Raw genomic sequence first — 13649 nt, 5'->3', positions numbered from 1 at the left:
AACTATCTAGCAAGACAAAAAGATTCCGGCTCTGGTTAGAGCCGGAATTATTTTTAAAATCTATTTTCCCATTGCGGCCTGAATATCTTCCGCAGTTAAGGCTTTGTTATAGAAACGCAGATTGTCCATAAAACTTCTGTCTGACAGGTGGTTCCAACCGGTAAACCTTGGTGCACCAGACATTATTGATACAATGTCGGTTCCTGTCCAATCTACTCCACCGGAAACGGCCCCAGTGTTCATCAGCTCTCCGTCCAAATAAATTTTACTTTCAGAGTTTGAAATAGTAAAAGCGACGTGTACCCATTCTCCAACGTTTACATCTATCACACCTCCATCATTCCAACTATCAGAAGAACCAGTTCCAACATTTAATTTAATGCGTTGTTCATCGGCATTTCCTTCTCTAAAAAGGCGGAAACCACTGGTTCTATTGTTTTGTGCATCTGGGTTCTCTTCATCTTCAGGACCAATAGTAATTATTCCTGCTCTATCTGGATCAGCATTCACTTTATACCAAAACGTTGCACTAAATTCTTCACTTAGAAGACCTTCTGATGGTAATAATAAGTAAGAATCAGCTGCTCCCGCATAGGCATTGTTGCCTTCTACACTTTCACCAGCAAAACCAGGAGATCCTACTTCTGTGACTTCACGATTAGCTACCACATCAGTATAATCACCGTTAAAAGGCATATCGAGAGTGATTGAAGAAGCATTGATCAATTCCTGAATATCTTGCTGACTTAATGTTTTATTAAACAGCCTCAGTTCGTCTATATTACTGTTTATATCAGCTTTGTGGCCCCAGTAGCTAAATGTCTCACCTCCTGAACCAATGGTGAGATCTTCAACTCCAGTCCAATCTATAGCTCCTGTCATGCTTCCCGTGTTAACTGGCATACCGTTAAAATAGAGAACTGTTTCTGATGGATTTACACTAAAAGCAACATGCACCCATTCACCTTCTGCCACATTTATAACTCCTCCATCATTCCAGCTTTCTCCGGTTCCAGTTCCCACGTTTAATTTTAGTCTTTGTTCTTCTGCTGTTCCTTCTCTGAATAAACGGAAACCTTGCTGGCGCTCCTCATTGGCTCCAGCTACAAGAATACCAGCACGGTCGGCTTCTGCACTAACCTTATACCAGAAAGCACCACTAAATTCGTTTCCAAGATCCTCCTGATCAAGCTTTACATCTATATAAGAATCAGCTTTCCCTTCATAGGTTCCTGTTCCTAAAAAAGCATCATTGGAAATAGCTGGGGTTCCGGTTTCATCTCCCATATAAATATTTATTAGTTCGGTAAAATCGCCATCAAAAGGCATATAGAAAAACTCTCCGGCAAATTTAGGAGTATAAGGTGGTTCTTTACTGAAGTTTACTGTTTTGCTAGTAGTATTTCCTGCAATATCTGTAGCATTAATAGTTAAGGTATGCTCTCCATTGGTCACGTTATCAAAAGTAACTTCCTTCTTTACGATACGGTAATCAAGAAAATCATTAAAAGTAGCAATCTGGTTACCATTTACCAGAACCTCAATCATATCAACCTCTATATCATCTACCACTTCAAACTTAATATTGATTGCAGCTACAGCTTCGGGCACTTTAATTGTGCTTCCCTCATTTGGGAAGTTAATCGTCACTTCAGGACTACCAGCATCGGCTCCAGGATCAACCTGAGTAAGCGGATCTATTCCATCATATTCGCAAGAAATAAGCATAAACATACAGGCAAACAGTCCTAAAAGATAGTTATTGATTGTATTCATAATTTTTTATTTAATAATGATTAAATAGTATTAATAGAATTGTGTCAGTTTTAATCTATTGGTAAGGCATCGAGTTGCGCCTGAGGGTATGGTAAATATTTATCGTTTGCTGAGAAATTTCTTCCGTCATAGCTTAATTCATCAAACTTATCGTGACGAATCATATCATAGTATCTAATACCCCATTCCATGGCTAATTCAGCAAATTTTTCATCCAAAACTTGCTCGTGGGTTACACCACTTAAAGGTTGCATCCCAGCCCTTTCTCTTACTAAATTTACAGCTTCATCTGCAGAAATCGCAGAACCGCTTGCTCCTAGCGTTAAAGCCTCTGCATACATTAGCAGGATTTCTGCATAACGAATAATAATGAAATTCTTACCTGCTCCATAGCTATTTCTTCCATCAGTAAGCTGAATAGACGGAAGATAATGCTTACCACTAGAAAATTTTCCTCGAGCAAAATCATTGATTATATCTCCAGATGGAGTTGTATTAGAAACAAAATCAGGGATAACTACACCCTCTGCTTCAAGTTCTGCAATTCCTCTATCTGTAAACAAAACACTTGTTTGGAGCCTTATCTCTTCTTCACGTTCTATCATGAACTTGATAAATTTATTACTAGGCTCATAGAATCCCCAACCACTTCGCGCATTTTCTCTTGCAGGAGTCCAGTTTTGTGGACCAAAAGGAGCATATAAATGATATAATGCATTTCCTGTTTCACTACCATAATCAGAAAATTGTATTTCAAGCAGGCTTTCATTACTAAGTTCTCCTGGTTTTTTAAACAGTTGGTAAAAATCAGGGTGAAGAGAAAATTTTCCTGAGCTTATAATCGCTCCTGCTGCATCAGCTACAGCTTGATAATTTTCAACCTCTTGGTTCGCTAATGCTTTTAGAGCATAGGCTGTATATTTTGTGACTCCACCTTCGATATCGGTACGTTCATTTGGGCGAGCATCTGGCAATATTTCTATAGCAGCATCCATTTCGTCCGATATAAATTGCATTACTTGGGCTTTTGAAGAAACCCCTTGCTTTAATTCTTCATCTGGCTGATTGGAAGTAATAATAAAAACATCTTCCCAAGTTCTGGCCAGATTTAAATGAAGGTATGCCCTTAACACCTTTATCTCAGCAATATATTGATCTGCTCTAGCTGCTTCTTCAGCATCTGCAAATTCTTTAAAGCGCAGTATTTGTGAAATTGCACTGTTCAAATTAACGATATCATTGTAATGGACATTCCAAAGAGAATTATACATCCAATAATTAGTATCATAATCAAATAAGTCTGTATCAGTAAATGGCTGTTGATCTCCAAGACCTCCAGCATTTACATCATCTCCTCGTACTCCTAAAAGCAGGGGTTCTTCCCAACCTCGAGTTGCAAATTCGTAATATGCACCTATAAGAGGTTGTATCATATTACTTGTATCGGTATAATCAAAATCCCCTGTATTTAATTGACCTTCGCGCTCTTCAAGCTTATCACTGCATGAGCTTGCTCCAAAACCAAAAACTAGGCAAAGAAGCAGAATTTTTGTTAAATCATATTTTTTCATCATTTCGTTTTTTTAAAATTTTAAATTAATTCCCACTGTATAAATTGCTGGAACTGGATAGGTTTGCCTATCTACACCATTAGCTACTTCTGGATTGAAGCCATTATAACTAAATGATGTATATGGTCTCTCTGCTGTAAAATAAATTCGGGATTCTGGAAATCCTTCTGGTTCAAAATTATAGGCTACTTGAATATTTTGAATACGGAAAAAATCTCCATCTTCTACCCAGAAATTACTCAGTTTCTGATTCCAAGCCTTACGCAAGCCTTCTGATGACGGGTAAGTATTACTAGTTCCCTCTCCATGCCATCTGTTAATAGCAAGGTCTGCATCCATATTGGTATCCTGAGTAAAGATGATTTCACCTCGTTTTCTATTCAGGATTTTATTGCCGGTTTGACCATAAAAATCCAATGAAAAATCAAAGGCTTTGTATGAGACTCCTAGGTTACCACCGAACGTAAATTCTGGAAGAAACGATCCTATTATTTTTCTATCAGAATCATCAATCACACCATCACCATTTTGATCTCGATAAATTAAATCACCAGGAACTAAGCCATTGTTAACTGCTACAGGATCTGCATCAATCTGCTCTTGATTTTGATACACCCCGATTCTTTCATAACCATAAAAACCTAGTAATGGTCCACCAATTGTGGTACGTTGTCTAAATTCAGCAGAGCCAGAATCAATATAACCTCTTTCATCTTCAATTTCAAGTGTTTCATTTTTAAGGGTTGTAAAGTTTGCGCTCACTCTAAAACTAAAATCCTCGGAGACTTGCTGGTTCCAGCTTGCAACGAGCTCTAATCCTTCATTTCTTATAACTGCCGCATTTTTATTAACGCTTCTATTAACAATTGGTATAAAAACCGGTATGATAGCGTCATGAGTATCACGTATATAATAATCAGCATCTATAGATAATCTCCTATCAAAAGCTTGAAGATTTAAACCGAAATTGAATTCTTCAATAACTTCCCAAGTATTATTTGAAAATACACTTGTAGAAGTGATTCCACTTCGCGGCTCGTCTCCAATAGGAGTTGTAATAACGTTAATCGTATTGGATCCTGCACTTGCAGCAACGTTATCGTTACCCAATTTTCCCCAACTTGTTCTTAATTTAAAGAAATCTAATAATTCATTATCCGCTAGGAAATCTTCTTCTGAAACTACCCAACCTAATCCAACAGATGGGAAATAGCCCCAGGGATCTCTAGTGAATTTAGAAGAACCATCAGCTCTAAACGTTCCATACAATAGGTATTTATCTTTAAAACTATAAGCTACTCTACCAAAGTAGGATAACCCAAAAAATCTTCTTCCTCTTTCACTTACATTGTTGCTAAAAGAATCAGGATCTGCAAAATCCAAAAACCTGCTTGATTCAAGTTCTATTCCAGAAATATCAACACCAGTAGCAGAAAAGGTATTACTAGCTTCGTCTCTATAGGACGTTCCCAACATCACAGTAAAGTCGTGATTACCAAAATTATCGTCATAAGTTAGGACATTATCCCAATATTGATTAGAAAAATTATTATTTGACCTTCTAATACTTGATCTTCGTTCAAAATTATTGCCCATTGTATAAGGAAGGTTTACATTTCTTTCTTCTAAAGAAGAGTAGTTATGACTATAAGTGGATTTTATATCTAGCTTATCCTCTATAATATCATATTGAACGAACATCGTCGTAAGTAGTTTTCTAATTTTGTTTCGATTTTCGTTATAGGCAAGATCCTGAAAAGGATTTTGAGTACCTCTATAACCCAACAATTGAGCATTGGAATAACGGATAGGACTTGCCTCTGTATTTAACTCGTCTATAACAGGCATTGTAGGAACTGCAAAATAAGCTCTAAACCAAGCACCGTTCTCTGGATAATATTTGGTAGCATTACTAAATATTGAATTTACTCCAACTTTTAAACGATCACTTAAATCTACATCAATTTTGGAACGGATATTAAAACGCTCATAATTATTTTTCATATCTAATACACCATCTTGTGAGAAATAATTTGTACCAAGAGCATAAACGATATTTTCGCTACCTCCTGATGCAGATAAACTGTGGTTTTGTATAAATCCTTCTCTTAATATTTCTTTGTACCAATCGGTGTTAACTGCAGGTACGTTAGGATTTATTCGGCTGCGTCCATAACGTTGAATTGCATTGTTAATAAATTCAACATCTGCCGATGATCCAGACTCTCTAGCCATAGTAGCAAACTGCTCTGTATTAGCTAATTTCACAACATTCTGAGCTCTCTGGAATCCAGTATAGCCATCGTATTCAAATTGTGGTTTTTGATTTTTCCTTCCAGATTTGGTTTCAATAATGACAACACCATTAGCTGCTCTCACTCCATAAATAGCTGAAGATGAAGCATCTTTTAGGACATTTATAGATTTAATATCGTTGGTATTTAAAAAATCAATATTATCATATAATGCACCATCTACTACATACAATACATTTGTTGCATTACCAAATGTTCCTAAACCTCTAATCCTTACTGTTGGAGAACCTCCAGGTGAACCAGAACTTACAATTTGGACTCCAGCCACTTTACCTTGCAAAGATTGCATAACGTTTGAAGTAGGTGTTTTTTCAATTTCTTCAGTGTCAAGACTACTAATAGCTCCAGTTAAATCCCTCTTTTTTTGAGTACCAAAACCAACTACAATGATTTCATCCAATAGATCTGTATCTGGCTGCATCATAATGGAATAGTCTTTACTTTCATCTACGGTGAACATTTGGGGAGAAAAACCAAGGAAAGTGACTCTTATCTTGGCTCCAACTTCTACATCTTCTAATGTGAAATTTCCGTCAAAATCGGTAACATCAAAAATTTCTTTATCAAGCACCTTTACTTCAGCACCTGGTAAAGGCATTTGATTTTGATCCGTAATTGTACCTGTAATGGTTTTGGTTTGCTGAGCAAAACCAAAACTTGACATAAGAACTAAGCAAATTGAAAATAGTTTAAATTTCATCGGGTTTATTTTTACTTATTATTGAGGTAAAATTAGAGATAAGCCCCAAGTAAGCGCAAACGTTATAGTACACTACTACTACTTCAAATGAAATGAGGTAACTATATGTCTGATTATTAATATTTTAAAACCACAATGTAGTATGATTCTTAAACAAATAAAACGCATTGATGTAGTAATGAAGTAGCCAAATGCTTATCAAATTAGAGTATTAAAAGTTTTTAATAAAGAAATTATTAAGATTTGTACTTTTATCTAAACCCATTTTTTTGCGCAATCGGTAACGCTGTATTTCAACTCCACGAAGAGATATTCCCATTAATGGTGCTATTTCTTTTGAAGCTAAATTCATCTTCAAATATGAACAGAGTTTTAAATCTTTATTTGAAAGTTTAGGATAATTATCGAGTAAATCTTTAAAGAAGTCTTCATGGAGTTCATTAAAATTTGTTTCAAAGACTTTCCATTCTTCTTTATTTTTAATGGCTTGATTGATTTTCTTTAGTAAATGTTTTTTCTTGTATTGATTTGCAAACTTAGTATCTTCTCTATTCAATTCATTTTGGACCTCCATAAGCATCTCATTCTTTTTAGCTGCTATCATAGTCGTATTTGCCAATTCTTTACGTTTTAAATTGATTTGATTTACCAAATTTTCCTTTTCCAAATTGTTAACACGCTCTTGATGTTCCTTCTCAAATTTCTCTTCAAGAAACAACTGTTGTTTTTTAAGCTTTATTTGATTGAACCGATAAACTAAAATTACTACAGAAATTAAGATTAAAAAATATACCAGTTTCATAAAAAATGATAAATACCAAGGAGGTGCTATACTAAAATTAAAAAAACTCTTCTTAGCAATTTTAGCTTGAGGACCAATGGCTAGCAATTGTAACTCATAATCTCCATGCTTGAGATTCTTAAGATTAATTACTCCATTGTTGACCTTACCGCTTAAAGTATCCTCCCCTTTTAATCGATATCGTAAACCAGTAGCATCGGAAACAGGAAGGGATGTGAAAATTTTCAAATTTCTTGAAGTCTTATAAGGAGTCACTGGTTTCCTTACAAGTGGATAACGCCCTTCTGAATCTAAAAAACCATTAACAGTGGGTTTACTAATTTGAACATCTGCTAAGTTATTGATGAATTTGGCTAAGTCCACCCTCGCAAAACCATTATTTAACGCGATATAAAATAATGAATCCTTTTTTAAAATTTTTTCATAATTCTTCACAAGACGGTTATTCAAATTGCTTAGAGAAAAAACTATATTATGATTATCAAAATCAGTAAATTTAAGTGAGTTATCTACGGTATGACTAAACCAATAAGAATCATCTGATTTTAGCAACATTTTATGCTTCTGCATAGCTTGTAGCTCTTCAAAAATTTCAACAGAATCTTTAAAAAGATTATATTTAAACCACTGCTTACCATTGAAAATAGCCAACCTATTATTAATTTTAAAAATATCTGTATTAATACTTTTTCCTCCGTCTGGGATTTTTATTCTGTCAATAAACTTAGTTTCTTTATAATTTTCACTCATACCTACCCTATATAGACCTTCATAAGGATGAACTGCCCAAAACGTGTGGTCATTTTCAAAAACAATGTTTTTAACAGGAAAATTTAAACTTTCAATAGTGTAGACACTATCTTGTTTACGATCAAAGTTTCGTATACCAGTATAACTGCTTATTAAATATTCATTAGCAACAGATGGTATGTCATAAATCTCGAAACTTCCTGTTGTAGTCTCTATCGGTATCAATTTATCATTGAATAAGTAATAACTCCCTGTATTATGATTTACAAACAGCGTGTCTTTCAATATTTTTAAATTCCATGTATGCCCCTCAGCTCCATCAATAATTTTAAGCTGATTGTTGTCAAAAGTGTAAACACCAGTATTACTAGCAAGATACATGTTGTTTTTATAAAACTCTAGATCATAGACAGCACCTAATTCCCCTGTATCATCTGTATAAAATTTGATTGGAGAATCAATTTCTATTCGATCTATTCCATTGTCCAATCCTAACCAGACATTACCATCTTTTTCAATAATATCTAATATAGTATTATTCTGAAGACCATTGTTTCTGTTAAAAATAGTATAAGACTTTTTTTCTTTATTGTAGTTTATAAGTCCATTATTAACAGTACCAAATAATAATCTCTCATTTTCTAATGCCAATATTTTATTTAAATCAGATCTCTTCAACTCTTCTTGTAATCTAGAATCGCCATATAATCTGGATGATTCCCCATCGTAAATGAAAATTTTTTTTCGGGTACCCATTATAAGATCATTCCCCTGAATCGCCATATCAATAACCACTTCACCATTCAAAATTTCAAGATTGGGAAGCTTTTCTAATTCATTTTTATTGTTTAAATTAAAAAGTCCATTTTTTTTTACGGTAACTAAAAGTTTGTTCTGATATACAATCATTTTATTACTAACTACATTCTGTACTCGAGTTATTGTATTGTAATCATATTTATAAATTGCTCCAAAAGATCTAAAATATATGTCCCCCTCAAAAGCCAAAATTTCCCAAAACTCTTCACTTTGCAAAGCATATTTTTCGAATTGTGGAACAAGCGTTGTGTAAAAATATTTTCCTGTGTTATCTTTTTTCCAATATCCAAATTCTTTATATGAACCTGTGAAAATTTTATTTTTATGGACAAAAACTGAACGAATAATGCCACCATCAGGCAAAGGAAATAATTCCCAAGATTGACCATCAAAACTTAATAAACCTTGATTGTTAGCAATGTAAATCACTCCATCTTTATCTACATCAATATCCCAGTTTTGACTTGCAGCATTATAAACAGTTGAATAGTAATTGTGAATAGGAGGAACAAGTTGTTGAGAATACAGGCTATAAGCTTGGAAAGCAAGTAGAAAAAAAATAATTTTATAGTAATTCATATAAATCACTTAGGATTTTAAAACACTTTCTAAGTTAAAGCAATATTTTAAGCACAACACAAAAAAAAAGTTAACACTTAAAAGATATATTTAAAACATTGTTGTCTCACAAAAGTAGAGAATTGATTGATAAGATTTCTTAAGGCTGGCTATTTCGGAGTGATGGTGCCACCTGTTTCGGTCAAACAGTGCCACTTTGAAAGATACTGCAATTATATAAAAAATTAATATTACTCGTTCTTTAATGCTCCTTTTCTTAACGATTCTCCTTTGAGGTCGATCCGATGTGAGGAGTTCACGATCCTGTCCAGAATAGCATCTGCTATAGTTCCTTCCCCAATTATATCATACCATGCCGATACGGGTATTTGTGATGATATAATTGTGGAGGCTTTGTTGTACCGGTCATCTATTATATCCATAAGGGTTTCCCTGGCGTGATTATCAAAACTCTGCAGGCCAAAGTCATCGAGGATCAGTACATCCGCTTTGATGAGTCTCCCCGACTCCACAGAAAACCCCCATATACCCAGTGTATATGGGGGTTTTGTTTTTTAGGTGACAATTTAGGTTGCACTGTTAATACAACTCCTCATTTTTAAAAGGAATCAAAGCTAAAATAACGGCCTCTGAATAATAGGAAGTTCGGTCTATGAGGTCTCCTGTTAAAATACCTACTGCTCCGCTTTTTTGTTTGGAATTATCGCGTTTAAAAACTATGTCATCTGCTTCGCCAAGCTCCTTCCCTTCTTTGATCAGGTCAACCACCTGTTTGGGGAGAAAAAAGGTTCCCGTTCTGGATTTACCGTACTTCCCATTGGATTTGATAAACACCCAGGCAAAGGCCTGCATTTCACTATCGACCTCTTCTATTCCTCCTTCTATACCGATATAAAAATCGGCGTCTTTGTGAGTGTTGGCAGCATTATCAGCTCTGTTTTTGGCTCCGCGAAAGGTTTCTTCATCACTCATAGGCTGGTCAGACACCTCTGATAGAACAGACACTCCTATACATTCGAATTCATGATTGGGAAATATCTGTTCCAAACCATTTTTTGCGGCCTGTATTTTTACGGGATTTTTTGATGCAATAATTACTTTTTTCATGATTATGTTTATGACTATGTCAATTCTAAATTTAATTTTTTAGTTTGGAGAATTGTCCTCCCAAATGCTTAATTATCTAAAATATAAACTCTTGATTTCAAAAGTTCGTGGTATAAGACAATTCATCTTTAGCTTTTAAACATAGCAAAATTATCGATTATGAAAGGAGATTCATCCTAAAAAAAAGATGAAGTTGCCAAACTAAGTTTTCTTTAGAACGGGTTTAAACTATCAGGTTAACTCTTAAATTGAGTTTTACTTAACCTATTAATCTTTAACTTAGGATTTGAATCATAATCTTATATCATGACTATTTTTGAAGCCTTACGCCAAGAACACGAAATACAGCGCCATCTCGTTGCTAAATTGGTGGAAACCCACGGGGATACCGAAGAGCGAAAAAAAATATTTGAGCAGTTAAAGCACGAATTAAAAATTCATGCTGATGCGGAAGAAAGGCATTTCTATATCCCATTGATTAAGAAAGACCTTACTCAGGAAAAAGCCAGACATAGTGTCGCTGAACACCATGAAATGGATGAACTGATCGAACAGCTAGAAGATACCGAAATGGATGCATCCAATTGGTTGAAAATTGCCAAAGCCCTAGAACACAAAGTTCTTCATCACTTAGATGAAGAAGAGCATCAGGTTTTTCAAATAGCAGGAAAGACCCTGACCGATAATCAAAAAGTCAGCTTAGCTGAAGAGTATAACAAGGAAATCAAGAAGATGCGGTAATATCAAGAATAAGATTTTACTCCTTTTTTAAAGGCTTAAACTCGCTTTAGTCAATATTTCTAACCCACTTTAAATCCTTATTGAGACTATTAATTATGTTTTACTTAAGTATTTGATCGCTAAAAATCTGAATCCCGCGCTTATCAATCGCATAAGAAGGGATTCAAATTTTTCAAGCCCTGAATTTTACTTTTTATAGAAAATCTCGTCTATAGTATTATTAGTGTATAAATCTTAAATCCTAAAAGCATTAGAGCTTTATGACTTATGAAAAACGTAAGCGTCCTTAAACTAATTATTGGTCTTGAAATTCTCTTACAGGTCACTTTAACCTCAGCACAACATCAGGAAAAAAAATTCACCGTTAAGCATATCACTGAATACCTAACTGTAGATGGAGTTTTAGACGAAGCTGCATGGGAATCTGCTGAGAGTATTGGGGATTTTCAACAGTATTTTCCTGCAGACAATGTTATTGCCGAATACCAGACGGATATAAAAATGCTGGTAAATGACGATATTCTTTATGTTGGTATAAAGGTTAATACGCCCGGAAATAAGTATATCATATCTTCTCTGGAGCGCGACTTCCGGGCAACTGGCAACGATAACATCAGCTTGGTATTTGATACTTTTAATGATGGCAACAATGCTTTCCTTTTTGGTATAAATCCCTTAGGGGTACGCAGAGAGGTATTGATTTCCGGCGGGGGTCAGGACCTTAGTGGGTTTACGACCTCATGGGACATCAAGTGGAAGGGAGAAAGCAAAATTTATGATGACTATTATACAGCTGAAATGGCTATTCCACTTACCTCTTTCAAGTTTGCCGAAGGTGAAACCAAATGGCGTTTTCAGAGCTATAGATTTGATATGCAGTCCAACGAACGCAGTAATTGGTACAGAATACCTCAAAATCAGAGTGTAATCAACCTGGCATTTATGGGCGATATGTACTTTGAAAAGCCCTTAGGTCGATCCAGAACACCCTTAGCCATTATTCCTTACATCAATGGTATCACAGATAAAGAATTTACCACAAACTCCTCAACCTCTTCGCTAAAAGTGGGAGGAGATGCTAAACTGGCTATTGGTAATGGCATGAATCTAGACATTACTTTAAATCCAGATTTTTCAAATGTTGAAGTCGATGAAATCTTTACAAATCTTACGCGCTTTGAAGTTAATTTACCGGAACGGCGACAGTTTTTTATAGATAATAATGATTTATTTGGCGGATTTGGTAACAATGATGATGCTAGTCCTTTTTTCTCGAGAAGAATAGGCATCGCAACCGACAGGCTTGGGAATACTGTTCAAAATGATATTCTTGGGGGTATTCGCCTTAGTGGGAAACTCAATAAAACCCTAAGGCTTGGTTTTTTAACGATACAAACCGATAAAAATGTAGAGCAGGAAATTGCGTCTAATAATAATTTGATGTTTGCTTTGCAACAGAAGGTGTTTAGCAGATCCAACATTGGCATATTTTTTATAAACAAACAAAGAACTGGTTCTGAGGATTACTTTGAACCGGAAAATTCCTACAATAGAGTTGTTGGGATTGACTATAATCTGGCTAGTGAGGATAATGTATGGTCGGGTAAGTTTTATACGCACAAATCTTTTCAGCCAGGAGATTCGGAGGACAGCTATTCTGCTGGAGCTTTATTGAGAAGAAATACCAGATTTTGGAATTTTGCGACAGACCTTATTTATGTCAATGATGATTTCCGGTCAGATTTAGGATTTATTAGGCGGAAAGATATCATAAGATCAACTTCTTCTGTTAGACGTTTATTCTGGCCTAAAACTGGGAAAGTCAACAACCACAGTATAGAGTTTACACCAACATTAATTTGGAGACCTACGCTTGATTATCAGAAAACGGATCATGAAATCGGTGTCAGTTATAGAGTCACTCTAAAAGATTTTACAGAATTTGGAGCCAATTATAACAACAATTACATATTTCTGGCTCTACCTTTTGACCCTACCGGAACAGAAGGCGCTTTGAAGCTCCCAGCTAATCAGGCTTATACTTTTAATGCCGTTAATGTTTTTTATAACAGCAATAGCGCTGAAACATTTTCTTTCAGAACCAGAGCTGGTTTAGGAAAGTTCTATACTGGTAAACGCTACTCCTTAGGCGGTGAAGCCTTGCTCAGAATACAGCCAAAAGTGAGACTGAGCCTCAATATCAATTATGATAAAATTGAATTGCCAGACCCTTATCCAAGTGCGGACTTATGGTTAATAAGCCCCAGAATCGAGATTACGTTTAGCAAATCCATATTCTGGTCAAGCGTATTTCAATACAGTAATCAACGCGATAATTTAGGCATCAACTCCAGATTACAATGGCGATTTGCCCCCTTATCTGATCTTTTCATTGTTTACAATGACAATTATTTTGTGAATACCATTGAGCCAAAATTTAGATCTCTCAATTTAAAACTTTCGTACTGGCTTAATATTTAGTAAAGCCT

At 35.2% G+C, this 13649-nt stretch carries 7 protein-coding genes and 1 pseudogene; 2 read left to right on the top strand and 6 right to left on the bottom strand.

The window, feature by feature from the left end; translation table 11 throughout:
* Positions 1-60 precede the first annotated feature (60 nt).
* The 6 genes and pseudogenes from LB450_RS00205 to yjjX all read right to left on the bottom strand — a co-directional run bounded on the left by LB450_RS00205 (position 61) and on the right by yjjX (position 10419).
* Entirely contained in the window at positions 61-1776 is a 1716-nt protein-coding gene (locus LB450_RS00205; RefSeq protein ID WP_224485799.1) for a LamG-like jellyroll fold domain-containing protein, read from the bottom strand.
* A 50-nt stretch (positions 1777-1826) separates the two neighbouring features.
* Positions 1827-3347: a RagB/SusD family nutrient uptake outer membrane protein gene (locus LB450_RS00200; protein ID WP_224485798.1), complete on the bottom strand. Its 1521-nt coding sequence runs from the start codon at positions 3345-3347 to the stop codon at positions 1827-1829.
* A 12-nt stretch (positions 3348-3359) separates the two neighbouring features.
* Positions 3360-6362: a SusC/RagA family TonB-linked outer membrane protein gene (locus tag LB450_RS00195; RefSeq protein ID WP_224485797.1), complete on the bottom strand. Its 3003-nt coding sequence runs from the start codon at positions 6360-6362 to the stop codon at positions 3360-3362.
* Positions 6363-6573: 211 nt separating this feature from the next.
* Positions 6574-9312 (bottom strand): helix-turn-helix and ligand-binding sensor domain-containing protein, encoded by a 2739-nt coding sequence (locus LB450_RS00190; protein WP_224485796.1) that lies wholly within the window; start codon positions 9310-9312, stop codon positions 6574-6576.
* A 230-nt stretch (positions 9313-9542) separates the two neighbouring features.
* Positions 9543-9821 (bottom strand): annotated as a pseudogene (locus tag LB450_RS00185) (ATP-binding protein); the annotation flags it as partial.
* 70 nt (positions 9822-9891) lie between these two features.
* Positions 9892-10419, bottom strand: coding sequence for an inosine/xanthosine triphosphatase (gene yjjX, locus LB450_RS00180; protein WP_224485795.1), 528 nt, complete (start codon positions 10417-10419; stop codon positions 9892-9894).
* Positions 10420-10725: 306 nt separating this feature from the next.
* Between yjjX and LB450_RS00175 the strand changes: the two genes are divergently transcribed.
* Together LB450_RS00175 and LB450_RS00170 are read left to right on the top strand one after the other, a co-directional pair.
* A complete protein-coding gene (locus tag LB450_RS00175; RefSeq protein WP_224485794.1) occupies positions 10726-11160 on the top strand; it encodes a hemerythrin domain-containing protein in 435 nt (144 codons plus the stop codon).
* Between the two features lie 267 nt (positions 11161-11427).
* Positions 11428-13641: a DUF5916 domain-containing protein gene (locus LB450_RS00170; protein ID WP_224485793.1), complete on the top strand. Its 2214-nt coding sequence runs from the start codon at positions 11428-11430 to the stop codon at positions 13639-13641.
* The last annotated feature ends 8 nt before the right edge of the window (positions 13642-13649 follow it).

Origin of the sequence: Psychroflexus curvus, assembly GCF_020164585.1 — a bacterium.
Classification (GTDB): Bacteria; Bacteroidota; Bacteroidia; order Flavobacteriales; family Flavobacteriaceae; genus Psychroflexus; species Psychroflexus curvus.
This window is presented reverse-complemented; position numbering and strand designations above follow the sequence as displayed.

Coding starts and splice junctions, on each gene's coding strand:
- LB450_RS00205 (WP_224485799.1), bottom strand. CDS start 1,776: ATGAATACAATCAATAACTATCTTTTAGGACTGTTTGCCTGTATGTTT.
- LB450_RS00200 (WP_224485798.1), bottom strand. CDS start 3,347: ATGAAAAAATATGATTTAACAAAAATTCTGCTTCTTTGCCTAGTTTTT.
- LB450_RS00195 (WP_224485797.1), bottom strand. CDS start 6,362: ATGAAATTTAAACTATTTTCAATTTGCTTAGTTCTTATGTCAAGTTTT.
- LB450_RS00190 (WP_224485796.1), bottom strand. CDS start 9,312: ATGAATTACTATAAAATTATTTTTTTTCTACTTGCTTTCCAAGCTTAT.
- yjjX (WP_224485795.1), bottom strand. CDS start 10,419: ATGAAAAAAGTAATTATTGCATCAAAAAATCCCGTAAAAATACAGGCC.
- LB450_RS00175 (WP_224485794.1), top strand. CDS start 10,726: ATGACTATTTTTGAAGCCTTACGCCAAGAACACGAAATACAGCGCCAT.
- LB450_RS00170 (WP_224485793.1), top strand. CDS start 11,428: ATGAAAAACGTAAGCGTCCTTAAACTAATTATTGGTCTTGAAATTCTC.